Source organism: Vermiculatibacterium agrestimuris, assembly GCF_943193085.1.
Classification (GTDB): domain Bacteria; phylum Bacillota; class Clostridia; order Oscillospirales; family Oscillospiraceae; genus Vermiculatibacterium; species Vermiculatibacterium agrestimuris.
Window position 1 is genome coordinate 108,983 of record NZ_CALPCU010000002.1, and the last position, 26,307, is coordinate 135,289.

The 26,307-nt window shown below is 61.6% G+C and carries 27 protein-coding genes; all 27 read right to left on the reverse strand.

The features are described 5' to 3' along the window. Nucleotides 1–42: 42 nt before the first annotated feature. The 27 genes from NFR87_RS01670 to rplO all read right to left on the reverse strand — a co-directional run bounded on the left by NFR87_RS01670 (nt 43) and on the right by rplO (nt 26,301). Nucleotides 43–1,671, reverse strand: coding sequence for a Na/Pi cotransporter family protein (locus NFR87_RS01670; protein ID WP_251445416.1), 1,629 nt, complete (start codon nt 1,669–1,671; stop codon nt 43–45). A 189-nt stretch (nt 1,672–1,860) separates the two neighbouring features. After that, on the reverse strand, nt 1,861–2,481 hold the full coding sequence (locus NFR87_RS01675; protein WP_251445419.1) for a metallophosphoesterase family protein: 621 nt from the start codon (nt 2,479–2,481) through the stop codon (nt 1,861–1,863). Continuing rightward, a complete protein-coding gene (locus tag NFR87_RS01680; protein ID WP_251445421.1) occupies nt 2,478–4,436 on the reverse strand; it encodes a BMP family ABC transporter substrate-binding protein in 1,959 nt (652 codons plus the stop codon). Before NFR87_RS01680 ends, NFR87_RS01675 begins: the two co-directional genes overlap by 4 nt. 133 nt (nt 4,437–4,569) lie before the next feature. Further along, a complete protein-coding gene (gene galE, locus NFR87_RS01685; protein WP_251445423.1) occupies nt 4,570–5,586 on the reverse strand; it encodes a UDP-glucose 4-epimerase GalE in 1,017 nt (338 codons plus the stop codon). Beyond that, a complete protein-coding gene (locus NFR87_RS01690) occupies nt 5,587–6,531 on the reverse strand; it encodes a nucleotidyltransferase family protein (protein WP_251445425.1) in 945 nt (314 codons plus the stop codon). A gap of 133 nt (nt 6,532–6,664) precedes the next feature. Next, entirely contained in the window at nt 6,665–7,702 is a 1,038-nt protein-coding gene (locus NFR87_RS01695; protein WP_251445427.1) for a TAXI family TRAP transporter solute-binding subunit, read from the reverse strand. A 33-nt stretch (nt 7,703–7,735) separates the two neighbouring features. Further along, entirely contained in the window at nt 7,736–9,709 is a 1,974-nt protein-coding gene (locus tag NFR87_RS01700) for a TRAP transporter permease (protein ID WP_251445429.1), read from the reverse strand. 139 nt (nt 9,710–9,848) lie between these two features. Next, on the reverse strand, nt 9,849–11,780 hold the full coding sequence (locus NFR87_RS01705) for an LTA synthase family protein (RefSeq protein WP_251445432.1): 1,932 nt from the start codon (nt 11,778–11,780) through the stop codon (nt 9,849–9,851). 30 nt (nt 11,781–11,810) lie between these two features. Beyond that, nucleotides 11,811–11,954 carry a hypothetical protein gene (locus tag NFR87_RS01710; protein ID WP_251445435.1) on the reverse strand — a complete coding sequence of 48 codons (144 nt, stop codon included), beginning with the start codon at nt 11,952–11,954 and terminating at the stop codon, nt 11,811–11,813. After that, on the reverse strand, nt 11,939–12,835 hold the full coding sequence (locus NFR87_RS01715) for a hypothetical protein (RefSeq protein ID WP_251445438.1): 897 nt from the start codon (nt 12,833–12,835) through the stop codon (nt 11,939–11,941). The genes NFR87_RS01710 and NFR87_RS01715 overlap by 16 nt, the downstream gene beginning before the upstream one ends. A gap of 13 nt (nt 12,836–12,848) precedes the next feature. Next, a complete protein-coding gene (locus NFR87_RS01720; RefSeq protein WP_251445441.1) occupies nt 12,849–13,985 on the reverse strand; it encodes an MBOAT family O-acyltransferase in 1,137 nt (378 codons plus the stop codon). Continuing rightward, on the reverse strand, nt 13,966–14,469 hold the full coding sequence (locus tag NFR87_RS01725) for a GNAT family N-acetyltransferase (protein ID WP_251445444.1): 504 nt from the start codon (nt 14,467–14,469) through the stop codon (nt 13,966–13,968). The genes NFR87_RS01720 and NFR87_RS01725 overlap by 20 nt, the downstream gene beginning before the upstream one ends. Nucleotide 14,470: 1 nt before the next feature. Then, entirely contained in the window at nt 14,471–14,713 is a 243-nt protein-coding gene (locus tag NFR87_RS01730) for an acyl carrier protein (RefSeq protein ID WP_251445447.1), read from the reverse strand. A 14-nt stretch (nt 14,714–14,727) separates the two neighbouring features. Continuing rightward, on the reverse strand, nt 14,728–16,245 hold the full coding sequence (locus NFR87_RS01735; protein ID WP_251445450.1) for an amino acid adenylation domain-containing protein: 1,518 nt from the start codon (nt 16,243–16,245) through the stop codon (nt 14,728–14,730). A 17-nt stretch (nt 16,246–16,262) separates the two neighbouring features. Further along, on the reverse strand, nt 16,263–19,232 hold the full coding sequence (locus NFR87_RS01740; protein WP_251445453.1) for an FG-GAP repeat domain-containing protein: 2,970 nt from the start codon (nt 19,230–19,232) through the stop codon (nt 16,263–16,265). Nucleotides 19,233–19,399: 167 nt separating this feature from the next. After that, nucleotides 19,400–19,741 carry a 50S ribosomal protein L17 gene (gene rplQ / locus NFR87_RS01745; RefSeq protein WP_251445456.1) on the reverse strand — a complete coding sequence of 114 codons (342 nt, stop codon included), beginning with the start codon at nt 19,739–19,741 and terminating at the stop codon, nt 19,400–19,402. A gap of 24 nt (nt 19,742–19,765) precedes the next feature. Further along, complete coding sequence (locus NFR87_RS01750) at nt 19,766–20,716, reverse strand: DNA-directed RNA polymerase subunit alpha (RefSeq protein ID WP_251445459.1); 951 nt, start codon at nt 20,714–20,716, stop codon at nt 19,766–19,768. A gap of 72 nt (nt 20,717–20,788) precedes the next feature. Beyond that, on the reverse strand, nt 20,789–21,391 hold the full coding sequence (gene rpsD, locus NFR87_RS01755; protein ID WP_251445463.1) for a 30S ribosomal protein S4: 603 nt from the start codon (nt 21,389–21,391) through the stop codon (nt 20,789–20,791). Between the two features lie 18 nt (nt 21,392–21,409). Then, the gene (gene rpsK, locus NFR87_RS01760; protein ID WP_251445467.1) at nt 21,410–21,802 is read right to left on the reverse strand and encodes a 30S ribosomal protein S11; all 393 of its coding nucleotides are present in this window, start codon (nt 21,800–21,802) and stop codon (nt 21,410–21,412) included. A gap of 13 nt (nt 21,803–21,815) precedes the next feature. Then, nucleotides 21,816–22,184 (reverse strand): 30S ribosomal protein S13, encoded by a 369-nt coding sequence (gene rpsM, locus NFR87_RS01765; protein ID WP_251445470.1) that lies wholly within the window; start codon nt 22,182–22,184, stop codon nt 21,816–21,818. Between the two features lie 20 nt (nt 22,185–22,204). Continuing rightward, nucleotides 22,205–22,318: a 50S ribosomal protein L36 gene (gene rpmJ / locus NFR87_RS01770; RefSeq protein ID WP_006573428.1), complete on the reverse strand. Its 114-nt coding sequence runs from the start codon at nt 22,316–22,318 to the stop codon at nt 22,205–22,207. A 236-nt stretch (nt 22,319–22,554) separates the two neighbouring features. Further along, nucleotides 22,555–22,773, reverse strand: a complete 219-nt coding sequence (gene infA, locus NFR87_RS01775) for a translation initiation factor IF-1 (RefSeq protein ID WP_251445473.1) — start codon at nt 22,771–22,773, stop codon at nt 22,555–22,557. 4 nt (nt 22,774–22,777) lie between these two features. Beyond that, on the reverse strand, nt 22,778–23,065 hold the full coding sequence (locus NFR87_RS01780; RefSeq protein ID WP_251445476.1) for a KOW domain-containing RNA-binding protein: 288 nt from the start codon (nt 23,063–23,065) through the stop codon (nt 22,778–22,780). Then, on the reverse strand, nt 23,065–23,829 hold the full coding sequence (map, locus tag NFR87_RS01785) for a type I methionyl aminopeptidase (protein WP_251445563.1): 765 nt from the start codon (nt 23,827–23,829) through the stop codon (nt 23,065–23,067). Before map ends, NFR87_RS01780 begins: the two co-directional genes overlap by 1 nt. Nucleotides 23,830–23,836: 7 nt before the next feature. Beyond that, nucleotides 23,837–24,466 (reverse strand): adenylate kinase, encoded by a 630-nt coding sequence (locus tag NFR87_RS01790; protein WP_251445479.1) that lies wholly within the window; start codon nt 24,464–24,466, stop codon nt 23,837–23,839. 16 nt (nt 24,467–24,482) lie between these two features. Next, a complete protein-coding gene (secY, locus tag NFR87_RS01795) occupies nt 24,483–25,859 on the reverse strand; it encodes a preprotein translocase subunit SecY (RefSeq protein ID WP_251445482.1) in 1,377 nt (458 codons plus the stop codon). 1 nt (nt 25,860) lies between these two features. Continuing rightward, nucleotides 25,861–26,301, reverse strand: a complete 441-nt coding sequence (gene rplO / locus NFR87_RS01800; RefSeq protein WP_251445484.1) for a 50S ribosomal protein L15 — start codon at nt 26,299–26,301, stop codon at nt 25,861–25,863. Nucleotides 26,302–26,307 lie beyond the last annotated feature (6 nt).

Genomic DNA, 26,307 nt, shown 5'->3' on the forward strand with positions numbered 1-26,307 from the left:
GGGACACAGGATCTCTGTCCTGTGTCCCTCTTTTTTCATCATTTATTCCACTGTGCTGTGGGCAATGTAGGTCAGGTGGTCTCCCAAACGCTCCAGATTGGACACCAGGTTGATGAACACTCCGCTGGAGGCGGCACTGCACGCGCCCTGGTTGAGCCGCTCAATGTGGCTTTCAATGAGCCGTTTGCGCAGGGTGTCGACGTCATTTTCCACCCGATCCACCTCACCCAGCAGGCCCGCATCCTTTTCCACCATTACCCGCCTGGTCAGGCCGTAGAGTTCCTCCACCCGCTGCGTCATTCCATCCAGCTCTTGGCGCACGCTTTGAGAAAAGTCCAGATTCCTGTCCACGGAGGCACGGGTATACTTGGTCAGGTTGTCGGCGATCTCCGCGATACGCATAATATCCGCCAGACTCCCGTGGAGCCGGGAGATATCCCGCTCGTCGGAGAGCTTGCTCTGGGCGGCCAGACGGATCAAGTAGTTGACCACAGCCTGCTCCACGCCCCCCGCCCGGTCGATCAGTTTTTGTGTGGGGGCAATAAGCTCCTTGTCCCTGTCCTGAAAAGATCGGTAGCCTGTCCGAAAGGCCTCCATGGCTGTATCGGACAGGCGGACCATCTCCTTTTCCAATTGGGAAATGGCCAGAGATGTGGAGGCCAGCATGCGCTCGTCCAGGTAAGTCTCCTGAGGCTCCTCCCGAACCTCCCGCTCCCGGATCAGCCGCTCCGACACCCGGACAAACCAGCCGCACAGCGGCAGGAACAGTACCGTACAGGTGACATTGAAGAAGGTGTGGAACATGGCGATCTGGGTAGCTGTCTCTGAGAACCACCGGCCAAAGGTACACGTCATGAAGCCCGGCCAGAACGCCAGAACCAGGAAAAAGATCCCCGAGCCCAGGGTGTTGAACATCAGGTGGATAAAGCTTGCCCGCCGGGCGTTAGCCCCGGCGGTAAAGGAGCTCATCAGGGCCGTTACACAGGAGCCGATGTTGGTGCCCAGAATGATATAGAGCACCTCGTTGCCCCCGGTACCCACGGTGAGTCCCGCCACCGACATGGCGATGATGATGGAAGTGGTGGCTGAGCTGGACTGCACCAGAGCGGTGAGGAAAATCCCGATAAAAAACAGCAGCAGCGGATCGCGCACCATCGTGAAAAGGCTCTGAATGGCGTCCCGGTCGGCCTTCATGGCGTCCGACATCAGAGCCAGCCCGATAAAAATCAATCCCAGACCCGCCAGAAGAAGTCCCAGCTTCTTCTTGGTGTCCTCCTTCCCGATCATACTGAGCATGATGCCCACAAACACCAGAACCTGGATGTAAGTGGTGATGGGAAAGGCGCTCAGGGCGGCGATCTGCGCGGTGACGGTGGTGCCGATGTTGGCGCCCATGATCATAGCCGCCGCCTGGTAGAGGTTCATCACCCCCACGTTGACAAAGCCCACAATGAGCACTGTGGTCACCCCGGAGCTTTGGATGAGGGCGGTGGCCGCGGCGCCCACGCCCACATTCACCAGCCGCTTGTCGGCGGTCTTTCCGAACAGCTCCTTCAGTTTCCCGGTGGCAAGCTGCTCGATGTTGGCTGTGAGCAGGTGCACCCCCACCAGGAACACCCCCGTTCCGGCCAAAAGGCGGACGAAAAACAGGGCCAGTCCTCCCAATGTCATAGCGTCTCTCCCTCCGTTTTCCAGGGATAGTTTGCCCATTTCAGGCCAAAAAAGGCAAGGCTTCGCTGTCGAAACAACAGCAAAGTCTCGCCTTTTCATCACGCAACCGGGCCAAACAGCCGTATTGACGACTCCGCGAACACGGACTTTTCCGTGCAGGCTACTCCCTTTGTTTATAACATATATAACTTATTTTTTCCGGCTTGTCAATCCCTTTGGCTCAATATCCAGCAGGTATCGTCCAAAGGCGTTGAGAACGACCGTGTCCCCATACTGGTGCTGCCGGGGAAGATTGGGCCCGTAATTCAGATGGACGTGGCCGTGGATCAAATAGGCGGGCTTGAACCGATCCAGCAGGCGGTTGAAGGTCTGAAAGCCCCGGTGGGCGTAGTCCTCCCCGTCCCCGTAGCCCCTGGGGGCGGCGTGGGTGAGCACCAGATCCACGCCGCCCTGGCGCAGGATGCCGGGGACGAGTTTAGCCGCCCGCCAGGTCATCTCTCCCTCGGAATACTGGTGGGGCCCCGGCTTGTACCGCCGTGCGCCCCCCAGCCCCACGATCCGAAGGCCCTTCACCGTCACCGCCCTGCCGTCGATACATTCACAGCCCTCCGGGGGCTTTGCCGCATACCGCTCGTCGTGATTGCCATGGACATAGAGCAGGGGCACCCCCGCCATCGTCACCAAAAAGGACAGGTACTCCGGCTTCAGATCGCCGCAGGAGAGGATGAGCTCCACCCCCTCCAGCAGCTCCGGCCGGTAGTTTTCCCAGAGGACAGAGCACTCCTCGTCGGCCAGGCACAATATCCTCACAGCAGTACCCCCTCCTTCCGGGGCGGGATCTCTTCCCGGTATACGCCCTGGAGCCGTACCATCTCCCGGGCGGCGGGGATGAGGGAATCAAAGCCGGGGATCTCCCCCTCCACGCTCTCACACAGCCAGTCCATCTTCAGGATCTCCTCCGGAGAGAACCACCGCTCCCCATCGCTGCGCTCTGTCCCCCTGTTGTCCCGGATGACCCGGCGGAAGGGATCCAGCTCCCCGGAGCCGATATCCCGTTCCAGGATCTCCACCAGCCTCCGGCATCCCTCAGGCAGGCCGGGGGCGCACCGCGTCCCCACCACGCCGCTCTGGATGCCCCACCAATAGTTGATGGCCTGGGTCTTTCCATGGCTGCCCGTAATGTCCCAGCCGCCATCCAAAATGCTGCGCACCACCTGTTCATAGAAAATGCCCCAGTTCCAGAAGGGAGAGATCAGAGGCTCCCGCACCCCGTCTTCCCGCAGCCGGCTCAGGCCCCACCGGGCCTGGTATTGGGTGGGGGTTGGCACGTCCCGGTTGGACACCAGCTCCACTCCCTCGGCGTCAAAGCGCTCCAGCGCCTTGGGGTCGCAGCAGGACCACCGCAGGCGGATCCGCGCCCCGGGACAGGTCAGACTGGCGCCCAGGGCAAAGGCGTTGATGCCCGCGGGCACGCCGAAGATGGGATAGCTGGCGATATAGCCGATCTCCTTTCCTCTGCACAGGGAGCCTGCCACCACGCCGGAGAGGAACTTGGCCTCATAGATACGGCTGTAATAGGTGCGCACCCCGGTGTATGGCATGAACAGCGAACAGTTGAGGAGCTTCACCTCCGGATAGGCCGCCGCCATCTTCCGGCAGGCGCCGATCTGCTGGGGCGCGGTGGAGAAGAGCACCTGCGCCCCCTCTTTGATCGCCTGCTCCATCATCGCCTCGCCGGTATCCTCCTCCGACTTGGGCCAGTAGGTTCTGGTGGTCACCTTGTCCTCCAGGGCGATCTCCATATATTTGCGCCCCAGCTCATGGCCGCTGACCCAGTTGCTCACGGCGGGGTCGTGGGAATGGACGAAGGCCACCTGCAAATGGCTGGGCCGCACCACGCCGAACAGAAGCCCTTTGATGCCCTTGTCCGGCCCGGCGGGGACGGTGTCCACCGCGATGGGGTCGCTCTGCACATCGGAGATCACGTCAGGCCACACCGCCTCCAGGCTCTTATCCAGCTCCCCGTCGCTCATCTCCTTCAACGCGTCGAAGGAATAGACCTTCAGCCAGACCAGCAGGGCGTCGGAGGCGGCAGCCTGCTCCTCCTGCCGCCGTCTGCGGTCATAGGCGGACTGGAACCGGGTGTAGGCCGCCAGGAAATCCAGCCGCTCCTCCCCGCTCCAAACATGGTCGCACTCAAAGCCCAGGGCGGCCTGGAGCTTGCGGTACTGCCCCGGCCGGTCAAACCGCACCCGGTAAATGTGGGCGCAGTCATAAAAGCGGAGGAATTCATAATAGGCCGCGATCTCCGGCTCCTGGCTCCAGGGCGGGAGCATACGGGTGACATAGGCGCTCACCGTGGCCGCGTGAAAGCTCTTGAGCACGCTGATGCGCTTGTTTCCCTCCTGGACATAGAACCGGCCCAGATATTCCACACACCGCACCGGCTCCTGGATGCCCGTCTCCCCCAGATGATCGTCACACAGGCGGATCCACTTGGCGGCGAACTCCGTGTCCTGCTCCAAAAGGGGCATGAAGTTGGCGGCAAAGGCGTTCTTTCGGGCGTCGGTGCGGGTGCCCACCACCATCTCCATGGGGATCTCCAGCACCCCCAGATCGCTCACCCCGGCCGTGCTGGGCCCCACCAGGCAATCATCCAGGGCGGGCAGATAGGGATAGCTGCCGTGTATCACCGCGTCCTTATAACATTTTCGGCCCAGCTTCAGGGCCTTTTGATATTGTTCCACAGCCTCCTGCATTGGCATGGCTGACCGCTCCTTTCAAAATGGAAACGTTTCCATCCGGACATCATACCACGCTCCGTCCTCTTTGGCAAGGCGAAAACGCGGAAGAGGGACGGGGCAGATCCGCCCCGTCCCTCTTAAACATCTGCGTTTTTTACCCGTTATATCCGTTGGGATTCATGCTCTGCCAGCGGAAGCTGTCCCGGCACATGTCCACCAGTCCCCGCTCTGCCTTCCAGCCCAATACCTCCCGGCTCTTTGTGGGGTCGGCATAGCAGGTGGCGATGTCCCCCGGCCGGCGGGGGGCGATGCGGTAGGGCACCTCCGCCCCGCTGGCCTGTCCAAAGGCCTTCACCATGTCCAGTACACTGTAGCCCGTGCCGGTACCCAGGTTGATGGCCTCCGCCCCGGTGTGGCTCATCAGGTAGTCGATGGCGAACACATGGCCCCGGGCCAGATCCACCACATGGATATAGTCCCGCACCCCGGTGCCGTCGTGGGTGGGATAGTCGTCTCCGAAGACAGACAGCTCCTTGAGCTTGCCCACCGCCACCTGGGAAATATAGGGCATGAGGTTATTGGGGATGCCCTTGGGATCCTCTCCCATCAGTCCGCTTTCGTGGGCGCCCACCGGGTTAAAGTAGCGCAGCAGCACCACGCTCCACTCCGGGTCTGCCTTGGCGATGTCGGTGAGGATGCGCTCCCCAAAGTACTTTGTCCAGCCGTAGGGGTTGGTGCACCCTCCGGTCTTGGAGTTCTCTGTGAGGGGCATCGCATTGTCCGCGGAGTATACCGTGGCCGAGGAGGAGAAGATGAGCTTCTTGCACCCCTGGCGGGCCATCACCCGGCACAGGGTGATGGTGGAACCCAGGTTGTTGTCGTAATAGAGCTCGGGCTTTTCCACGCTCTCCCCCACCGCCTTGAGTCCGGCAAAATGGATGACGCAGTCCGGCCGCTCCTTTTCAAATACGGCGGAGAGCCCCTTCTCATCCCGGACGTCCAGCTCGTAGAAAAGAGGGGTCTTTCCCGTAATGGCCGCAACGCGCTTGGCGGCCTCGGGGCTGGAGTTGCAGAGGTTGTCCACGATGACCACCTCGTACCCCTTCTCCAAAAGCTCCACACAGGTGTGGGAACCGATATAGCCCATGCCGCCGGCAACCAAAACCTTCATTTATGCTTCCTCCTTTTTTCCGATGGATGGAACATCCTTCCAAAGCTCTCTGGGGTAGATCCCCGCCTTCTTCATCTCTCCGATGGCCTCCTTCAGATCCTCCAGATCCTCCGGATAGGTCATACCGTGCCACACATCCCGGGTGGGCAGCACCCGCACCGTTCCCTTCCCCTCCTGGATCTGGGCGTTGGGGATCAGGGGCAGGAAATACTCGCATTTAAGCGGGTTTTTCTCCAGATTTTCCTTCAAAAATGCCGGGAACCGGCCGGTGAACTCCCCCAGCAGCTCCTGCTGGAAGCCCCACAGGTTCATGGACACCACCATGTCCCCCGGCAGGTCGATCCAGCTCTCCCCGCCGTCCTCGCTGTAGGCCGCGTCGTCCCCCCGCTTTTCCACCCGCAGCCGCTCCACCACCTGGGTGAGGTAGCCGTCCCGGATGGAGCACACCCCCCGGGACACATATCCGTTCTCGGTGACGGTGTTGCGCAGCAGATAGCCCACCATGGCGTGCTCGTTGCCGGCGTGGGGGGCGCTGAGGAAGTCGTAGATGGCCTGGAGGGAGGTCACGCCGTAGTAGTCGTCAGCGTTGAGCACGGCGAAGGGCCCGTCAATGGCCTCGCTGGCACAGGCGATGGCGTGGGCGGTGCCCCAGGGCTTGACACGTCCCTCGGGCACGGAAAACCCCGCCGGCAGCCGGTCTATCTCCTGATAGACATAGCGCACCTCAAAAAAGTTCTCCATCCGATCCCCCACCGCGGCCTTGAAGTCCGCCTCAATGGCCCGCTTGATGATGAACACCACCTTGCGGAATCCGGCCCGCCATGCGTCATAGAGGGAAAAGTCGATGATCTTGTGCCCCGCCTCATCCACCGGAATGATCTGCTTGAGTCCGCCGAACCGGGAACCCATCCCGGCGGCCATGATGACCAGCACCGGCTCCTTCATACTGTACCACACCTTCCTGTTTCCATGCCATGCTTAAGTTTAAGCATACAACGCCGGAGCTCATACGTCAAGCCTAAGGGGCAAAAAAAGCCCCCGGACAGGACGTGTCCGGGGGCTTTTCAGCGCGCGCTCATTACAGCACGCCGATCTCCTTGTAGTACTTCTCCGCACCGGCGTGGAGGGGCAGGCCGGCGATGTCCTTCACCGCCTCCTCGGCGGTGAGGCCCTTCAGGTTGGCCTGGGCCTCCCCCAGGGTGTCGATATTCTCCCACAGGGTCTTCGTCAGGTCGTAAACGGTCTGCTCATCCAGATCGCCCCGGCAGAACATCACCATCTTGATAGCGGAGGTCTGCACGTCCTCATCCTGGTTGGGATAGGTGCCGGCGGGGATGATGCAGGGGGCATACCAGGGGTAGTCCTTCTGCAGCTCGGCGATGAGCTCGTCGCTGATATTGAGCAGCTTGCAGTCGGCGGACATGGCCTGGCTCACGGCGCCGGCGGGAGCGCCGGACATGATCCACGCGCCGTCAATGGTGCCGTTCTGGAGCATATCGGCGGCGTCGCCAAAGGCGATGTACTCCGCCTGGATGTCATCGGGGAAGTTCAGCCCGGCGGCGGTGAAGTGATTGTCGCACTCGCCGTACACGCTGGAGCCGGCGGCGGCCACGGCGAAGTGCTTGCCCTTCACCCCGGCCAGGTCGTCGATGCCGGATCTGTTGGTGACCACCACCTGGTTGGGGTTAAAGTACAGTCCGGCGATGACCTTCAGATCGCCGTAGGCGTGGCCGTCAAAGCTGTCGGTGCCGTTCATGCACTGCAGGCAGTTGGAGCTGATGGCGATGGACACCTGGCTTTCGCCGTCGGAGATCTGGTTGAGGTTGTCGATGCCGCCCTCGGACGCCTGGCTGGAGGCGGAGACATAGCTGATCTCCGTATCCCACAGGTTGGTGATGGCGGCGCCCACGGCATACAGGGCGCCGGTGGCGGTGGCGGTGGGGAAGTTGATGGTCACAGGATCGTGCTCCTGCGCGGGCTCGGCAGCCTGGGACTGGGCGGGCTCAGCGGCCTTGCTCTCCGCGGGGGCGGGGGTGTTGGCGCTTCCGCCGCCGCAGCCGGCCAGCGCGCTCACCAAAAGCGCGGCGGCCAGGATCATAGACAGGGTCTTTTTCATTTCATTTTTCTCCTTTTTCACAAAACTTTTATGTCAGGCGACGCCCTTGGCAGGGCTCGCGGGACGACGGGTAAAATACTGGAGGGCGATCACCGCCGCCAGCAGGGCAAAGCCGATGGCGTCGGTGAGGTGGCCGGGGGAGAGCATCAGGGGCGCCACCGCCACCAGCACTGCCCGCTCCCACCAGGCGCTTCTGCGCAGCAGCCAGCCCTCCAATCCTCCCACCAGGGCCACCGTGCCCACCGAGGCGGTAAAGGCCGCCCAGATCGTAGTCCACACGGTGGCCGTGGGGTCTACGCCGATGAGCAGGATAGGGCTGTCCAGGAAGAAGAAGGGGATGAGGAAGCCGATGAGGCCCAGCCGAACCGACAAAAGTCCCGTCTTGGTCTGGTCGGAGCCGGCGATGCCCGAGGCCACATAGCTGCTCATGGCCACCGGCGGGGTGATGTTGGAAAGGCAGGCGTAGATAAGGCAAAAGAGGTGCGCGGAAATGTCCAGCACCCCCACCTTGATAAGCACCGGCACCGCCACCGCCTGGACGATGACGTAGGCGGCCACGCCGGGCACGCCCATGCCCAGAATGGCGGACATGATCATCACCAGGAAACCGGTGAGGTAGATGCTGCCGTTGTCCACGATGGACAGAATGAGGTAGCCCATATTGAGCCCCAGGCTGGTGAGGGTCACGGTGCCGATGATGACGCCGATGATGACACAGCACACGCCCACACTCACCGCGCTGCGCGCCCCCTCCACTGTGGCGGCCACGATCTTATCCCAGGTCATCCGGGTATCCCTGCGCAGCCAGCTGGCGGCCACGGTGGCGAAAATGGCGATCACGGCGGCGTAGAGGGGGGTGTACCCCGCCGCCATCAGGGCAATGAGCACCACCAGGGGGATGACCAGGTGTCCCTGCTCCTTGAGCACCTTCATGGCGTCGGGAATGTTCTCCTTGGAAAGGCCGCTGAGCCCCAGCCGCTTGGCCTCAAAGTGGACGGCAAAGAGAAGGCCCAGATAGTAGAGGAAGGCGGGCAGGATGGCCGCCAGCATCACCTTGGTGTAGCTCATGCCCAAAAACTCCGCCATGACAAAGCCCACCGCCCCCATGATGGGGGGACAGAACTGCCCGCCGGTGGAGGCCACCGCCTCCACCGCCCCGGCAAACTCCTTTTTGTAGCCCGTCTGCTTCATCAGGGGGATGGTGATGGTGCCCGTAGTGGCCACATTGGCGATGGCGGAGCCGTTGATCATTCCCATGAGGGCGGAGGCCAGCACCGCCACCTTGGCGGGGCCGCCGGGGGTCTGGCCCACCAGGGTCAGGGAAAAGTCGTTGATAAATTTGGAAAAGCCGCTGTACTTGAGAAAGGCGCCGAAAACCACGAAGAGGAAAATGTAAGTGGCTGAGACGCCGATGCCGGTGCCCAGGATGCCCTGAGTCCCCCAAAACTGGGTGGAGAGCACCCGCTTCAGGTTAAAGCCGTTGTGGCCCAGCCGGCCGGGGATATACTTGCCAAACCAGTTGTAGGCCAGGAAGATGAGGGCCAGCACCGCCAGGTTGCCGGAGCACCGCCTTGCCGCCTCAAAGGCCAGCAGCAGCCCCACCCCGGCGATGACCAGCTCAAAGTCCGTCAGCCGGCCGCCGCTCTGGGCGATGCGGGTATAGTTCAAAATCAGATAGCCGAACACCGCCGCCGTCAATCCCATGAGCAGGAGATCCCACACCGGCGGCGCCTTGCGTACCCGCCGCTCCTTTTTATAGGTCGGGTAGAGCAAAAAGGTGAAGCACAACAGGAAGATACAGTGAAAGGCCCGCAGGTTGATGGCGCTGATCACGCCCACTGTGCTGTAGTAGAGCTGAAACACCGCCCACAGGCACAGCAAAACGGTGAGCAGCGTCCCCATGGGGCCGTTGTAAACGCGCACCCGGGACTCCGCTTCCTTCTCCTCCAGAAGCGCCTGGGCCTTGCGCTCCTCCTTCGTCTGCGTCTCCTCCCGTCTCTCCTCCATGGGTCTCCCCCTTACTTTATCAGTTAAAAGTGTTGAAGTGTCACGTAAAGTTTTACCACATTTTGCCCGGAAAGTCAACCCCACAGGGGGGGCAAAAGCGGGGGGGCCCGCCGATGGCGGCCGGCCCCTCCGCTTGCTATTATTGATTCGGCTCCGTCCTGGTCATCTCCCCGGCCACCACGCCGTCGCCATAGATAATATCGTAAACCAGACTGCGGTACCGCTCCACCACCGCCCTGTCCTCCTCCGGGGGCTCTTTGTAGGGTACGCCCTCGTCGTCGATATAGAGCCGGGTGCGGTAGAGGAGCATGGTGTCCAGGCTCTGATCCACCCATTGGAAGTACAGGGGCTTGGGCACCTCGGCCCAGTCCAGAATGTGGCTTCCCAGCGCGCTGGGGCCTGTCATGTCGGGCACCTCCAGCTGCGCTCCATAGTTGTTCCACACCAGGAACGGGGTGGTGTGCATCCGCTTCATGACCTGGGCGTCCCACTGGAGGGTATCCACTGTGGGCACATACTCCAGCAGGGAGTAGATGGTGTTGTTGTCGTCCACATAGAGCCCCGGCAGATGATCGCCCCAAAAGATCACCAGCACCGGCTCCTCCTGGGTCTCAAAGTACTGGATGAGGGCCCCCAGGGCCTCGTCGGCGGCATGGATGCCGTAGACCAGGGCGTCCACTGTGCCCAGTACGCTTTCGCTGAGCTTGTCGCTGCTGGGCTCCAGCCCGGAGCTCTGGGGGAACTTGCCGCCATAATAGGGCTGGTGGTTTTCCATGGTCAGGCCGTAGAGGAACAGGGGCTTGCCCTCCTCCTTCTCCTCAAAGGCCCGGATCATGGCCTTGGTCAGCTCCATATCCTTCAGGTAGGGCCCGTCCCACTGCGCATCCTCAGGGAAGTCGTCTTCAAAGGTCATCTTGTCAAAGCCCACGGCGGGCAGATTGTCCGAGCGGTTATAGAGCCGGGTGGTGTAGTTGTGGATGAACTCGGTGTCATAGCCCGCGGCCTTAAACGCCTTGACGATGGAGGGCAGGCGGTCGTAGACCCCCTCGGTGCCCCGCAGGTTGGTCAAGTCCTCTCCCTCCCGCAAAAAGGCCATGGGGATGCCGGTAAAGACCTCCATCTCCACGCTGCCGGTGCCGCCGGCATAGGTGTTGGAGTAAAATTCCCCGCTAGGCCACTTGGAGGCAAGGTCGTGGTAATAGGGCACCGGATCGGCTGCGAACTCCACCCCCGGCAGCACCACCGTGGGGTCGCAAAAGCTCTCCGACATCATCAGGATCACATTGGGCACTACCGGCTCCGGGGTCTCGGTGGGCTCCGGGGCGGCGGCCTCCGAAGGCTGGGGGGAGGGGGACTGGCCCATCTCCTCCAGGAGCTTGTCCAGTTCTTCTTTGTTGTAATCGTCCTTCCGGAAGGCCCGGTTCAAAACGGCACTGTACATGCCCCCCAGAAGCCCCAGCCGTTCATTGCGCTCCGCCTGGGACTCCCCCTTGGGGCCCAGGTAGAACAGTGCAGGCAGGAACATCACCGCCGCCAGGAGCACCGCCGTGACCCCAATGACCTTTCTCCGCAGCGACCACCGGGGGGTGAGCTCCTTGGGCCGCCAGCCGATCTTCCCGGCGGCCAGGATGCCCAGCACCGCCAGGAGCAGTCCCACCCAGACGCCCATGCCGATCCTGAACTGGGGAGTGACAAAACCGGCCACCGCATCCGCCTCTCCCACCAGGGCGAAATCGCTCAGCGTCAGAGGGGCGCCGTTAAGGCTTTCCTTCATCCGGTTCACCACCGCAAGGGTCACCGACGGGATGGCCAGGATGAGAAAGGCGCTCCAGATCTTCCAGATGAGCGCCAGAATGATGATCATGGCGCACAAAAGGGCCAGGTAGCACAAAAACCCCGCCCCCAGATGGCCGAACAGCCAGCCCACGGCCTTGAAAAGGGAGGCGAAAGTGATGGTCTGCACGCACAGCAGAATGGCCAGGGGGCCCAGAAACAAGGTGGTCAGCCAGACCCATGGATTATATTTTCTCTGCTCCAGCCGCTTGCCGCCGGCCTGCCGTTTGTTCTCCATCCCGCTCCCCCTTTCTCTCTTTTTCAGGTCTTAAAAGCCCTCGTAGATAAACTCTCCGTGGCCGGTGAAGAACACCGCCACAGCGCAGAGCATGGCCAGATAGACCACAGCGGCGGCCATTTGCCCCGGAAGAGTCAGGCTCAGCCGGTGCAGCCGCTTTATGAGTTCAGCCATGGATCCATCACCTCCGTAAATACGAACGCTCCATACTCCATATTCAGGTGTCCCACATCGTGGAAGCAGTCCAGCGCCAGGCCCTGCTCCATGTCCAGCACCTGGACGCCCGCCCGCTCCATGATCTGGTCTGCCGCCTGCCGCACCTTGGCGGGGCCCTCCGGCATGGGCACCGACGGGTTCCAGGGCAGCCACACCGCCCGCAGACGGATCCCCCTCTCATCGCAGAGGGAGATGACCTCCTCCAGGGCCTCCAGGTTCTCCTGGTAGTGCTCCAGCCCCAGGCCCCAGTACAGCTCCCGGTGGGTGGCCACCTTCTCGGCCATGGCCTGCTCGTCCAGAACGCCGGAGTACATGAACTTGTAGTACTCCTCATACCGGGGCAGCTCCAAAGCGCCGCCGGCCTGGAAGCTCTCCCAGGCGCTCCGGCCCAGGGCCTGGAGCCGGTCACGCTGAAAGTAGAGGTAGGGCTCTAAAACGCCCCGGTGCCAGGGGTAGGTGGGGTTGGTGTCCATTCCGTCATAGAAGACGAAGTAGTTCAGCCCCAGCACAATGTCCTGCGTGACGGTGATATCCCCCCGCTTGAGCATATCCCGCAGGTCGGTCATCACCCCGTAATCAATGCCGAAGTTGGCATACCCGGAATCGGAGGCCCACTCCACATAGGAGGAGATGACCACGGAGTTGCCGTAGAAGATCCTGTCGTAGACCTCCTGCCCTTCGTGAAACAGGATGGTCTTTTCAAAATCGTTGTGATTGAAAAGGTCGCTTCTCTCAATGACCTTGCTCCGGGTCAGGGCGGCGTCCAGGCCCGCCGCAAGCAGGCACAGGGTGAGCAAAAAGGCCCCGCCCCGGCGGAAAAACGTCCCTATCTTCTTCATCCGCCCCACCTCCTTACAGCGTCAGGAAGCCCCGGAGGACTGCCGGGACTGTCTCGGCGGGCAGCGTAAACACCAGGGTATTAAGGCCAAAGAGGAAGTTGACCAGCACACACCGGAAAAAAAGCACGCTCTTTTTCGTCTTTTTTCGGCTTACGGTGGTGAGCCCCAGCAGGTTCTCAAGGGCCAGCAGGGCTCCATTATAGCACCCCGCCAGCAGATAGGGAAGATTGAAGCCGTGCCACAGGGCCATGACCACCATGGTCGAAAAGGCGATGGCGGCCGAGACTTTCCGGCTCAGCTTCTTCTTTGCCACCACCACATAGATGTGCTCCCGGATCCAGTCTGAAAGGGTGGCGTGCCAGCTGCGCCAGAACTGGGTAAAGCTGGGGGCGAGCAGAGGCTTTTTGAAGTTTTCCGGGGTGTCCAGTCCCCCCAGCCGCCCCAGAGCGATGGCCACGTCGCTGTACCCGGACAAGTCCAGCCACAGGATCAGCCAGCTCACCGCCACGATGAGAAGGCACAGGGGAAGGCGCAGGGTCTGTCCTGTCAGGAAGGTCATGGCCTCCACCGCCAGGCGGCACAGCACCACCTTCTTGAAAAGGCCCCGAATGATCCGCTTGACGTCCGCCGTCAGCTCCGCCACATCCAGCGTCAGGGGCTTTTCGCCGGCGCGCAGATAATCCCGGTAGCGGAACAGGGGCCCGGCGGTAAAGACAGGCAGATAAAAAAGATAGCCGAAGTAGGCCGCCGGCTTTACCCCCTCGCCGCCATAATAGACATAGTAAAACACATCTATGACCTTCAGCATCTGGAAGGTCAGCCCCACCGTCTCAAAGGGCAGCTTCAGCTCCAGCCCCAGGGCGGGGGCCCGGCTGAGAAGGAAGGGCAGGATGGCCAAAAGGCAAAAAAAGGGAAAGCAGGGCTTTTTCCCCTGGGACATCCTCTCCAGAACCATCGCCAAAGCCAATCCCGCCAACGCGTAGAGGGCGCTGAACAGAGCCAGGGACGGGCTGATCCAGGCGATGACCGCCAGGGAGGCCAGGGGGGAAATGACCGCTATGGCCCGGGCCGGCAGCGCTTTCCGTAAAAGACCCAGAGCCAGGGAAAAGGCGATAACGGCCAGCAGTGTGTCAGTTTGCAGAAACCACATGGCCCTCTTCCTTCCCCGGCAAAGTCTTGGCTCTGGTGACGCTCACGGGGGCGTATCCCCGCCGCGCCCAAAATTCGGCGCCCAGCTCATTGCCCCAGACCACCTGGCACTCCGCCACCGGGGCTCCGGCCTGGGCCATCCACGCCTCCGCCCTGTCCAGCAGCCCGGAGGCAAGGCCCTTGCCCCGGGCCGATGGGATCAGATAGAGGTCGTGGATCAGTCCTATGACGCCGCTTCCCTGATAGGACAGCTTCCGATCCATCCGCGCCACCCCGGCGCAGAGGAAGCCCACCAGCTCCCCCTCCTCCTCGGCCACCGCCAAGAAGCACAGCTTGGAGCGGGCCATGGTCTTCACCATGGCCTCCAGCCCCTCCCTGTCCAGGTCGAAGGGCAGTCCCTGCTCCTTCAGCCCGGCATAGAGGGCCTCATAGAGCTTCAGCAGGGCGGGCATATCCTCCGCCCCGGCCACCCGGATCCGTGCCATATTACACCTTGGCGGCCACCACAGCGGCGATCTCCTCCACCGTGTTCATGGGGTAGAGGGTCAAATCCCGCTGGGTGATCTCGATGTGCCAGTGCTCTTCGGCAAAGTCCACGATCTCAATGGCCCCCAGAGAATCCACGAAGCCGGAATCGAAGAGGTGGACGTCGGGGGTAAAATCGGGGTCGTCCCCGATCTCAAACCGCTCCTTGATAAAGTCATAGATGGCCTGCTGGATGTCGTTCATGCCGATCCTTCCTTTCAAAGGGTGCTTTTCAGCTTCACCCGGTCTATTTTCCCGTTGGGGGTCTGGGGCAGGGCCTCCATGCACACCAGCCGGCCGGGAAGCATATAGGCCGGCAGACATTTGCGCAGCTCCAGGTTCACCTTCCGCAGAACCAGGGCCTCCCTGGTCTGGAGAAAGAGGACGATCTCCTGCTTCTCAGCGTCGAAGAGAACGCAGCCGTTCTCCACCCCGGGCAGGGTCTTGCAGGCGGTCTCGATCTCCCCCAGCTCGATGCGGTTGCCCCGGAGCTTGATCTGGGAGTCCTTCCGGCCCACGAACATGAGAAGTCCGTCCTCCGCGACGTAGGCCAAGTCGCCGGTGCGGTACATCCGCTGGTCATAGTCGGCGCACAGGGGATTCTGGACGAAGGCGGCCCTTGTCAGCTCCGGGGCGTTCCAGTAGCCCAGGGCCAGGCCGCTGCCCAGGATGCACAGCTCCCCGATCTCTCCCACGGCCGCCTCCTGCCCCTCCTCGGTGAGCACCACCGCCCCCATATTCCGGCAGGGAAGTCCGATGGGGAGGGGATCGGCGTCGGCAAAGGGCCTGTCCACCACGTAGCAGGTACACACGTCGGTGATCTCGGTGGGGCCGTAGAGATTGGCATAGAGGGCCTTGGGGTGGCACCTGCGCCAGATGTTCAGCTGCCGGTTGGGCATGGCCTCACCGCAGAAGAGGATCTTGTCCAGCCCGGGCATGGCCCTCTCCGCCAAAATGCCGGAGTTGGCCACCGAGATCATCACCGTGGGCACCCAGAAGATAGCGTTGATGCCCTCTGCCTCAATAAACTCCGGCAGCTTGGCCGGGAAGCGGAAGAGCACCTCCGGGATAATGACCATCTCCGCGCCGGTGTACATCATGGTGTAGATATCCAGGGTGGAATTGTCAAAATAGAAGGCCGACTGGTTGCCCAGCACGGTCTTCTCGTCAAAACGGAAGGTCTCCTGAAGCCACCGGGCATAGTCCAGGATCCCCCGGTGGGGGATGGTGACCCCCTTGGGGGTGCCGGTGGAGCCGGAGGTGTACATGATGTAGATGGGATCCACGTCCATGACCCGCTCCAGCCGGGTCATGGCCCCCACGTCATCCGGGGGGCAGGCGCGCAAGTCCTGGGAGAGGTGGACTGTGAAGCCAGTCAGTTCCAGCCCCTCCAGGTTTCCCGCCAGCTCAGGGCAGGTGATGATATACCCCTGGCGCAGACTCTTCAAAATGCTCTGGAGCCGCAGCATGGGAATGTCCGCCGCCACAGGGACGTAGGGCTGCGCGGCATACATGGCCCCGGCAAAGCAGGCCACGGCGTCGGCGCTCTTGGGCAGGTACACCACCACAGGCAGCAGCCCCTTCCTCTCCCCCCGGGCCTGGGTAAGGCCGGCGGCGATGGAGAGGGCCCTCGTCCTCAGCCCACAGAAGGTCAGCTTCTCCCACTCGTCCCGGACGGCGGTCTTGTCCCCCAGCCGGGCCGCGGTACGCTCCAGCATCATCACAGCGGAATTCATCCTGCTCTCCCCCTTTTTTAGTACACAAGCTCCAAGGTCTCGGCGGGGCCGAATTTGGTGAGCACCCTGCCGGTTTTGTCCACCGTCCAGCCCTCAGAGAGCACCTGGGCGGGACTGTCCAGCCAGACCTGCATCATGCCCCCCTCCTGGAACTCCAGGCGGGTGACTCCATCCGCTCCCCGGGTGATAACGGCGGGGAGATTCACCTGGGTCAGGTGGTTGGCAGGGGTCTGAGGGGCGTTAAAGTAAATACTGTTAGGCTTATTCAGCCCAATATATAACTCTCCGTTGAACCATGTCCACACATCGGCGTCGGTGTTCACAGCGGAGGTGTCCACATTCTGGCTGAAGCTGATGCGCGCGCCGCCGGCCTTTTGATAGTTCTCGTCGTAGAGGGCAAAGTCCCTCTCTGCCCCGGCGGGGGTGAGCGTCAGCAGATCCCCCTCCCGGCGGCAGTCCAGCGTCAGGTTGTAGGCCGCGGCGGTGGCCAGCATCAGCTGATCCTCCCGGACAAAATTATATTGGTAGGAATACTGGAAGTTCTGCAGCTGCTCTATCTTGTCCCTGGCCTCCTCGGCGATATTGGGCATAAAGAGCCAGTCGCAGTGGTAGTAGACACAGGTGGGCATGCCGTACTTGGCGGAGATGCTGTCCCAGGGCTGCGTTACATAGGTGTAGGTGGAACAGTTCTGCAGCAGGATGGTCTTCTCCCCCTCCCGCTCCAGGAAGAAGGGCAGGGCCATCACATTCTCGGCGCTGACTTGGGGGGTGGCGGCAGAGCGGGCGGGCTCAAAGCCGGAGTTCCACAGCAGCCCCGCCTCCCACATGGCGTCAAAGGACTGGGTCTGGTCGTTGGCGCTCAGATGCCAGGTGTGCTGATTGCAGCCGATCCGGGACACGTCCACCCCATAGCTCTCCAGCGCTTTTTTGTGGCTGGCAAGCTCATAGGCCTCCCGCTCTGGGGAGGCGGAGACGTTAGTGTAGTAATGGAGCCCCAGGTAGCTGCCCGAGTCCTGAATCGCCTTCACCTCGGCCTGAAGGGCCTCCCGGTAGGGGAAATTGGGGTCGTCGATGGAATAGGGCAGACCGTACTCCAGGCTGCCCGCCAGCAGGTCGAGGCTGCCATCGCCGTTGACGTCGGCAAAGAAGGGGACGCAGTTGTTGCCGAATTTCAGGTTTTGATTGCCCTTGTAATTGGGCTCGTCCGCGGTGATATAACCGCAGAAATCCAGCGTTCCCGCCACATTCTGGATATAACGGGCCACATAGCCGTGGAAGGTGCCCACCGCCAGATCCATGCGGCCGTCGCCGTTAAAGTCCACCATGCGAGGGGCAAGCCAGTCCCCTTCCATATCGCCCAGGCAGCCGGACAGATCACGGTACCGATAGGCGGACACCCGGAGACTTTTCCGCGAGCTGCCGGGATAAAACCGCAGCACGCCCTCATTGCTGCCCACCATGACATCCGGACAGCCGTCTCCGTTCCAGTCCCCCACATCGGGAAAGACCTGGCCGGAGAGGCCGGTGTCCAGCATAAGGCCCTCGTCCCGGAACTGGAAGCCCCCCTGGTTGGCGTACCAGTAGAGCTTTCCCTCGCCCCCTCCGGCGACAATATCCCACATCCCGTCTCCGTCCACATCCCATGCTACGGGGGCGGAGTAGCCGCCGGGGGTCAGAAGGGCCTGTCCCCCGGCGCCGGCAAGGTTCACTCCCGTTCCCAAAGTAAGCCAGCCATCATAGCCCTGGCCGGGATAGAAGTGGAAATTGCCGTCCAGGCTGCCGCAGAGCAAGTCCAGAAGGCCGTCGCCGTTGAGGTCGGCGGCGTAGGGATAGGCCCGCTGGTCGTACTCCGGGTAGTCGATAAAGTAGCTGCCTGCGTTGGCCACGCCGCCCAGACTGAGCCATTGCCCCTCCTCCCCCACGGCGATATGGGTGCCGGAGGAATAGACGCTCTCGTCCAAGTCCACCTGGAACTCCATCCCGCTCTGGGCCTGGTTCAGCACATAGGTGACGCTCTCCCGCCGCTCCAGCCAATAGTAGGTGCTGCGGATGAGGGAAAAGGAGGGGATCTGTCCTGCCTCACGGCTCATCTCGATAAAAGGCCGGGCGGTATTCAGGCTCATGCCGGTGATATCCTCCAGGTGAAGCTCCCAGGCCATAGAGGGCCGCCCCAGCACCCCGAAGACCCGGTAGGGGGCATAGCCAAACTTCTTCTTGGAGATAAATCCGGCAAAAGCGTTGCGCAGGAGTTGGTTGGCGCTGGCGGTGGAACTGGCCAGGGACACCTGCGCCTCATTGCGGCTTTCCAGGGAGAAGCCGTTCACGGAGTAGATATTGGGCAACAGAGGGTTGGTGAAGAAGACCCAGCCCTGACCGTAATGATTCATGGTGTAGAGAGCCAGGTCACCCTCGCTGACCAGCGCCTGGGCGGTACCGGGGCGCATGGCGTAGCCGTAATCGCAGCCGCGCAAGCGCTCATAATCGGTATAATACGGATAAATCGAGGCGAAGTCCATCACGATGCCCTGAAGCTCGGCAAGGTCGCCCTCCACCTCCGCTGCGGTCAGCATGTAAAACTCCGGGCAATGATCCAGCTTCACGAACTCCGCCGCGCCAACGACCTCCAGAGGAAGGAAATCATAAAACTCATTTCCCAGGAAAAGGGCGCCCCCTGCCGCCGCGAAGGCGGTAAGCTCTCCCTTGAGCGCGTCGGCCCGGGGACTTTCCATGACGCTCTCGTCAGGGTAGAGCAGGTCGTAGCCCTCCAGCGTATAGTTCTCTGACACATTCACAGCCTGGACAGAGAGATTCAGGAGAAGGGACTGCTCCAAATGGGAATAGGAGTCCTGCCAGTCTGGGCTCTCTCCGGCGTAAAGCACGGCGCAGCGCAGGCTCTGGGCTTCCCCCTCCTGCGCGGCAAAGGAAACGGACAGACAAGGCAGCAGCAGGGCCAGCGCGCAAAGGATGGCTGTGAGCCGTCGGCGCATATAGTCTCCTCCTCTCTTTTTGTTTCACTAAAACTTATTTATTTTAGCACAACTTCTAACAAAAGTCCACCTGTCGGCGGAGTTTTGGACAGGGAAAAAGCCCCTGTTGTGTCCCCGGAAGCTCGGGGATACAACAGGGGCTTTTTGTATTTGGGATCGATCCAGCCTTACACCAGCTGAACAACGGCCATCTCGGCCGCGTCGCCCCGGCGGGGCCCGATGCGGACGATGCGGGTATAGCCGCCGTCGCGGGTGGCATACTTGGGGCCGATTTGATCAAAGAGCTTCTTGGCGACGTCTTCCTTGGTGATAAACGCCAAAGCCTGACGATAGGCCGCCAGATCGTTCTTCTTGGCCAGGGTGATCATTTTCTCCGCCAGAGGAGCCACCTCCTTGGCGCGGGTAACAGTGGTCTTGATCTGGCCGTTCTCCAGCAGATAGGTGGTCATGGCACGAAGCATGGCCATACGCTGGTCGGTGGGTCTTCCCAGTTTACGGATCGCGGGCATTTCTCTCACTCCTCTCGGCGTGTATTAGTTATTAGCGTCGTCATCAGCAAGGCTCAGGCCCATCATGGCCAGCTTGTTGATGACCTCCTCCAGGCTCTTGCGGCCCAGATTCCGAACCTTCATCATCTCGTCCTGGGTCTTGGAGATGAGATCCTCCACGGTGTTGATGTTGGCCCGCTTGAGGCAGTTGAAGCTGCGCACGGACAGATCCAGCTCCTCAATGGTCATCTCCAGCACCTTGTCCCGCTGGGCCTCCGCCTTCTCCACCACGGTGGAGGCGCTGCCCATGGTCTCACTGAGATCGGTGAACAGCAGGAAGTGATCCACCAGGATCCGGGCGCCCAGGCTCACGGCGTCACGGGCGTCGATGGTGCCGTTGGTCCAGACCTCCAGGGTCAGTTTGTCAAAGTCGGTTCGATCCCCCACACGGGTGTTCTCCACTGTGTAGTTGACCTTTTTTACCGGGGTGTAGACCGAATCCACGGGAATGACCCCGATGACAGTCTGGGCGTTCTTATTGCGCTCAGCGGGATCATAGCCCCGGCCGTGGGACAGGGTCAGCTCCATATTGAGGCTGGCGCCGGGGCCCAAGGTGGCGATGTGAAGCTCCGGGTTCAGGATCTCCACCTCGCCGTCGGCCTTGATGTCGCCGGCCGTGACCTCACATTCGCCGTTCTGCTCGATATAGACCGTCTTCACGCCCTCGCTGTGGAGCTTGGCGATAATGGACTTCACGTTGAGGACGATCTCGGTCACATCCTCCTTGACCCCGGGAATGGTGCAGAACTCATGCTGGATCCCGTTGATCTTGATGGAAGTCACCGCAGTACCGGGCAGAGAGGACAGCAGGACACGCCGCAGGGCGTTGCCCAGGGTGGTGCCGTAGCCCCGCTCCAGAGGCTCTACCACATATTTGCCGTAGCTGGCTTCGCCAGCCTCTTCACATTCGATGCGGGGCTTTTCGATTTCAACCATTCATTACCCTCCTTCAATGGGGCGGCATACCTACGCCGCCTGTTTGGTCGGTTGCTGGGGCGAGGGTATGGCTTACTTGGAGTAGAGCTCCACGATAAGGTGCTCCTCGATGGGCAGGTCGATGTCCTCACGGGCAGGCATCTTGGTCACGGTGCCCTTGAGCGCGTTCTTCTCCTTGTCCAGCCACTGGGGCACATTGACAATGATGGCGTCCTCGCCTACGAAGCGCTTGAACTTCACGCTCTGGCGGCTGGACTCCTTGACCTCGATCACGTCGCCCACCTTCACCAGATAGGAGGGGATGTTGACCTTTTTCCCGTTGACGGTAAAGTGGCCGTGGTTCACCAGCTGACGGGCCTCACGGCGGGTCATGGCGAAGCCCAGGCGGTACACTACGTTGTCCAGGCGGCGCTCCACCAGAACCAGCAGGTTCTCGCCGGTCTCGCCGGGCAGGCGCATGGCCTTCTCGTAGTAGGAGTGGAACTGCTTTTCCAGGATGCCGTAGACGAACTTGACCTTCTGCTTCTCCTGGAGCTGGGTGGCGTACTCGCTCTGCTTCCGGCGCACATTGGCCTTGGGCTTGCGGTTGGTGGTCTTCTTGTCATAGCCCATAGCGGCGGGGGAGATCCCCAGCGCTTTGCAGCGCTTGGCGATGGGCTGCATATTCTTAGCCATATTGGATTCTCCTCCTTCTTACACTCTGCGGCGCTTGGGCGGACGGCAGCCGTTGTGGGGCACGGGGGTCACGTCCTTGATGAGGGTCACGTCCAGACCCACGGCCTGGAGGGCCCGGATGGCGGCCTCACGGCCCTGGCCGGGACCGCGGACATAGACCTCAACGGTCTTCAGTCCGTGCTCCATGGCGGCCTTGGCGGCCGTCTCGGCAGCGGTCTGAGCGGCAAAGGGGGTGGACTTCCGGGAGCCCCGGAATCCCATCTCGCCGGAGGACGCCCAGGAAAGGGCGTTGCCCTGCATATCGGTGCAGGTCACCATGGTGTTGTTGAAGGAGGAGCGGATATGCACCTGGCCCTTTTCAACGTTCTTTTTCTCGCGGCGACGACGCACCACTTTCTTATTCGCAGCCATTGCTTATCCCTCCTTACTTCTTCTTGTTGGCGACCGTGCGCTTCGGACCCTTGCGGGTACGGGCATTGGTCTTTGTCCTCTGGCCCCGGACGGGCAAGCCCTTGCGGTGGCGCATGCCCCGGTAGCAGCCGATCTCCGTCAGCCGCTTGATGTCCATGGCCAGGTCGCGGCGGAGGTCGCCCTCCACAGTGTAGCTGTGACCGATGATCTCGCGCAGCTTGGCCTCCTCAGCCTCGGTCAGATCCTTCACGCGGGTGTCGGGGTTGATCCCGGCCTGAGCCAGGATCTTGTTGGCGCTGGTGCGCCCGATGCCGAAGATATAGGTCAGACCGATCTCGATCCGCTTGTCTCTCGGCAAATCAACTCCAGAAATACGAGCCATACTGTTTCAGCACCTCCTTGTTAACCTTGTCTTTGTTTATGCTTGGGGTTTTCGCAGATAACCATGACCTTGCCCTTGCGCTTGATGATCTTGCACTTCTCGCACATGGGCTTCACGGACGGTCTTACTTTCATGATAAACCTCCTTGTGAATGCCTTGATGGCCCCGCCCGGTTCCAGGCGCGCCCGAAGGGCAAGGCTGGAACCGTGTACGGTCGTTGATTGGATACTTGCTATGTCACGCTTCAAGGCGGGCTGGTCGCTCGGTTGCTTTCCCTCCGATTCGGGCTGGTCTCTGGGGCCTGCGGCCCCATCGCTCGCCCTCACTTCAGTCCAAGCTCCCTCGCAGCCCACCTCTCCGCGCTTCGCACTTACTTCGTTCTCCAGGTAATACGGCCCCGGGTGAGGTCGTAGGGCGACATCTGGACTGTTACCTTGTCCCCGGGCAGGATTCGGATGAAGTTCATCCGCAGCTTGCCGGAGATGTGGGCCAAAATGATGTGGCCGTTACCGATATCTACATGGAAGGTGGTGTTGGGCAGAGATTCCACCACGACGCCCTCCACCTCGATCATATCGTCTTTTGCCAAAGCGTCAAACCTCCTTGGCTCGGAAAGCGGCTAAGGCCCTCCGCAGCTCTTTGTCCGTCAGGGCTTGGCCCTGCTTCAGCTTTTCTATGGCGGGATGGTCATACTGGCGTCCTTCGTCTGTCAGGGCTTCCACATGACCCAGCTTTTTCAGCTTGGGCCGTGCCAACCTGCGCCGTTTTCCGTCGCACAGCAGCAGTCTCTGCCGCTCTTGGTCGACGCCCACAACGCAGAACACCTCGTCCTTGTCCCGTCCGGCAGTGGAGCGGACGATCCAACCTGTATAATCGTGCATCAGGCCGGCTCTCCGTTCTCATCCACGGTCAGGAGCTCGCACGCCCCGTCGGTGATGAGGATGGTGTTTTCGTAATGGGCGGTGAGGCTTCCGTCAGCGGAGACTGTCGTCCACTTGTCGGATAACACCTTCACCCGCCAGTCCCCGGCGCAGACCATGGGCTCTACCGCGATGACCATACCGCTCTGGAACCGGGCGCCGTGGCCCGCCGCGCCGTAGTTGGGCACCTCGGGGGCCTCGTGCATGTTCCGCCCCACACCGTGGCCCACAAAATCGCGGACTACGCTGTAGCCGAAGCTCTCCACATACTGCTGGACGGCGTGGCCGATATCGGAGACCCGGCCGCCCACTCTGGCCTGCTTCACCCCTTCGAAAAAGCTCTGACGGGTCACGTCCATGAGCTTTTTCGCCTCAGGAGAGATCTCTCCGCAGGCAAAGGTGGCGGCGCAGTCACCGTGGAAACCGTCCAGATAGGCGCCTACATCCACGCTCACCAGATCTCCCTCCTTCAGCTTTCGGGAGCCCGGTATGCCGTGGATGACCACCTCGTTAACAGAGATGCAGGTGGAGGCGGGGAACCCGCCGTAGCCCAGGAAAGACGGCTTGGCGCCGTGGCTTTCAATGAACTTTCGTACCTCCCGGTCGATCTCACCGGTGGTGACGCCGGGGCGGATCAGGGACCCGGCCAGCTTACGGGCCTGGGCGGTGAGCCTTCCGGCGGCACGCATCTTTTCGATCTCGGCGGGGGATTTGATGGAGATCATGTCCATATCACGCCAACGCCTCTTCAATAGCCTTGGTGGCGGCGTCCATTCCCTGGTCGCCGGACACCTCGCGGAGCTTGAGACGCTGGGCGTAAAACGCCTTCAGCGGCTCAGTCTCCTTGTGATAGACCGCCAGCCGGTCGCGGACGGTCTCCGCCTTGTCGTCGGAACGGATGGTGAGCTCCCCGCCACATTCGTCGCAGATCCCCGACTTCTTGGGGGGCTTGCTCTCCACATGGTAGGTGGCGCCGCACTTGGCGCACACCCGGCGGCCGCTCATACGCTTGACGATGGCCTCGTCTCCCACTTCCAGGGAGATCACCCGGTCAAACTCGACGCCGCTGTGCTCCAGCGCCTCAGCCTGGGCGATGGTGCGGGGCACCCCGTCCAGGATATAGCCCTTGGCGCAGTCGCTCTCTCCGAGCCGCTCGCCGATGATGCCGATGATGACCTCGTCGGGAACCAGCTTGCCCGCATCCATGAAGGTCTTGGCCTTCATGCCGGTGGGGGTGCCCGCCTTGACGGCGGCGCGGAGCATATCTCCGGTGGAGATGGTGGGGATGCCCAGCTTTTTACTGATAATGGCCGCCTGGGTGCCTTTGCCGGCGCCCGGAGGGCCCAGGAAAATCAGCTTCATCCGAACTCACCCGTCCTTACTCAAGGAAGCCCTTGTAGTGACGCATCATGAGCTGGGCCTCCAGCGCCTTGCTGGTCTCCAGGGCCACGCCCACCACGATGATGATGGAGGTGCCGCCCAGGCTCAGGGCGCTGACGCCGATGATGTTGCCTGTGACAATAGGCAGAATGGCGATGACGGAGAGGAACATGGCGCCGAAGAAGGTGATTTTGCTGAGCACCTTGTGGATGAAGTCAGCAGTGGGCTTGCCGGGCCGGAAGCCGGGCACGAAGCCGCCGTTCTTCTTCAGGTTGTTGGCCACCTCCGTGGGATCGAACTGCATGGTGGAATAGAAATAGCTGAAGGCCAGGATCAGCAGGAAGTACACCACAGTGTACACCGCGCCGTTGGCGTCAAAGATGCGCAGGAACTGCTCCCAGAAGCCGCCCACACCGGGCTCCTTGGCCGCCTCGATGCCGGCGAAGGCACATACGGTGGCGGGCAGGGAGGCGATAGACTGGGCAAAGATGATGGGCAGCACGCCGGACATATTCACCTTCAGGGGAATATGGCTGGACTGGCCGCCGTACATCTTCCGGCCCACCACCCGCTTGGCGTACTGCACGGGGATGCGCCGCTCGGCGTTCTGGATGAAGACCACGAAGGCGATGAGGGCCAGCATGCCGATGAGGAGAAGGATGATGCCCCAGACAGGCAGCTCAAAGTAGTTGTCCATCTGGTTCTCCGTCCAGCCGGCGGCCACCATCTGCTCGTGGCTGACGCTGTGCATGGAGTTGTACACGCCCTGGTAGATCTGGCTGATCATACTGGGGATACGGGAGAGGATGCCGGCAAACAGGATCATGGAGATGCCGTTGCCGATGCCCTTGTCGGTGATCTGCTCGCCCAGCCACATGACGAAGGCGGAGCCGGCCACGAAGGTGGCTACGATCACGATCCCGGCCCAGACGCCGTTCATGCCGTTCAGGTTGAGCAGGTTCTGGGTGCGGATGATGGTGTAGTAGCCGAAGCCCTGGAGAAGGGCGATGGCCACGGTGGTGTACCGGGTGATGGCGGCGATCTTCTTTCTGCCTTCCTCGCCGCCCTCCTTGGCCAGCCGCTCCAGAGCGGGGATGGCCACGGTGAGCAGCTCGATGATAATGGAGCTGTTGATATAGGGCTGCACGCCCAGAGCAAACACAGCTGCCACAGAGAAGGCGGTACCGTTCATGGTGCCCAGAAGGCCGAAGATGGTACCCGACATGTTGTTCAGGTAATCCGTCAGTCCGGCGGTATTGATAAAGGGCACATAGACGGCAGAACCCAGCCGGAAGATCAGCAGAGCAAAGACGGTAAACAGGATCTTGCTCTTCAGCTCAGGCACCTTCCAGGCGTTCTTCAGTGTCTGGATCAAATCAGATCACCTCGGCCTTTCCGCCTGCGGCCTCGATCTTTTCCTTGGCGGAGGCGGAGAAGGCGCTGGCGCGGACGGTCAGCTTTTTGGTCAGAGTGCCGTTGCCCAAAACCTTCACGCCGAACTCACACTTGGAAAGGATACCCTTTTCCAGCAGGTCGCAGACATTGACGGTGGCGCCGTCCTCAAACTTGTTCAGGGAAGCCACGTTGATGGCCTCCAAACGCTTGGCAAAGATATTGTTGAAGCCGCGCTTGGGCAGACGGCGGGCCAGAGGCATCTGGCCGCCCTCAAATCCAATGCGCACACCGCCGCCGGAGCGGGCCTTCTGACCCTTGTGGCCCCGGCCTGCGGTCTTCCCGTTTCCGGAACCCACGCCCCGGCCCTTGCGCCAGGCCTTGGGGTTGGAGCCGGCAACGGGGGAAAGATCATGAAGATTCATGTTTCG

Excerpts from the sequence above, each read along its gene's own strand:
- NFR87_RS01740 (WP_251445453.1), bottom strand. The coding sequence starts at position 19,232 with ATGCGCCGACGGCTCACAGCCATCCTTTGCGCGCTGGCCCTGCTGCTG.
- map (WP_251445563.1), bottom strand. The coding sequence starts at position 23,829 with ATGATCTCCATCAAATCCCCCGCCGAGATCGAAAAGATGCGTGCCGCC.
- NFR87_RS01735 (WP_251445450.1), bottom strand. The coding sequence starts at position 16,245 with ATGAATTCCGCTGTGATGATGCTGGAGCGTACCGCGGCCCGGCTGGGG.
- rplO (WP_251445484.1), bottom strand. The coding sequence starts at position 26,301 with ATGAATCTTCATGATCTTTCCCCCGTTGCCGGCTCCAACCCCAAGGCC.
- NFR87_RS01690 (WP_251445425.1), bottom strand. The coding sequence starts at position 6,531 with ATGAAGGAGCCGGTGCTGGTCATCATGGCCGCCGGGATGGGTTCCCGG.
- NFR87_RS01780 (WP_251445476.1), bottom strand. The coding sequence starts at position 23,065 with ATGCACGATTATACAGGTTGGATCGTCCGCTCCACTGCCGGACGGGAC.
- NFR87_RS01705 (WP_251445432.1), bottom strand. The coding sequence starts at position 11,780 with ATGGAGAACAAACGGCAGGCCGGCGGCAAGCGGCTGGAGCAGAGAAAA.
- rpsD (WP_251445463.1), bottom strand. The coding sequence starts at position 21,391 with ATGGCTAAGAATATGCAGCCCATCGCCAAGCGCTGCAAAGCGCTGGGG.
- rpsM (WP_251445470.1), bottom strand. The coding sequence starts at position 22,184 with ATGGCTCGTATTTCTGGAGTTGATTTGCCGAGAGACAAGCGGATCGAG.
- NFR87_RS01680 (WP_251445421.1), bottom strand. The coding sequence starts at position 4,436 with ATGCCAATGCAGGAGGCTGTGGAACAATATCAAAAGGCCCTGAAGCTG.
- rplQ (WP_251445456.1), bottom strand. The coding sequence starts at position 19,741 with ATGCCCGCGATCCGTAAACTGGGAAGACCCACCGACCAGCGTATGGCC.
- NFR87_RS01710 (WP_251445435.1), bottom strand. The coding sequence starts at position 11,954 with ATGGCTGAACTCATAAAGCGGCTGCACCGGCTGAGCCTGACTCTTCCG.
- NFR87_RS01670 (WP_251445416.1), bottom strand. The coding sequence starts at position 1,671 with ATGACATTGGGAGGACTGGCCCTGTTTTTCGTCCGCCTTTTGGCCGGA.
- NFR87_RS01730 (WP_251445447.1), bottom strand. The coding sequence starts at position 14,713 with ATGAACGACATCCAGCAGGCCATCTATGACTTTATCAAGGAGCGGTTT.
- NFR87_RS01715 (WP_251445438.1), bottom strand. The coding sequence starts at position 12,835 with ATGAAGAAGATAGGGACGTTTTTCCGCCGGGGCGGGGCCTTTTTGCTC.
- NFR87_RS01720 (WP_251445441.1), bottom strand. The coding sequence starts at position 13,985 with ATGTGGTTTCTGCAAACTGACACACTGCTGGCCGTTATCGCCTTTTCC.
- NFR87_RS01790 (WP_251445479.1), bottom strand. The coding sequence starts at position 24,466 with ATGAAGCTGATTTTCCTGGGCCCTCCGGGCGCCGGCAAAGGCACCCAG.
- NFR87_RS01725 (WP_251445444.1), bottom strand. The coding sequence starts at position 14,469 with ATGGCACGGATCCGGGTGGCCGGGGCGGAGGATATGCCCGCCCTGCTG.
- NFR87_RS01700 (WP_251445429.1), bottom strand. The coding sequence starts at position 9,709 with ATGGAGGAGAGACGGGAGGAGACGCAGACGAAGGAGGAGCGCAAGGCC.
- NFR87_RS01695 (WP_251445427.1), bottom strand. The coding sequence starts at position 7,702 with ATGAAAAAGACCCTGTCTATGATCCTGGCCGCCGCGCTTTTGGTGAGC.
- galE (WP_251445423.1), bottom strand. The coding sequence starts at position 5,586 with ATGAAGGTTTTGGTTGCCGGCGGCATGGGCTATATCGGTTCCCACACC.
- rpmJ (WP_006573428.1), bottom strand. The coding sequence starts at position 22,318 with ATGAAAGTAAGACCGTCCGTGAAGCCCATGTGCGAGAAGTGCAAGATC.
- NFR87_RS01750 (WP_251445459.1), bottom strand. The coding sequence starts at position 20,716 with ATGGTTGAAATCGAAAAGCCCCGCATCGAATGTGAAGAGGCTGGCGAA.
- rpsK (WP_251445467.1), bottom strand. The coding sequence starts at position 21,802 with ATGGCTGCGAATAAGAAAGTGGTGCGTCGTCGCCGCGAGAAAAAGAAC.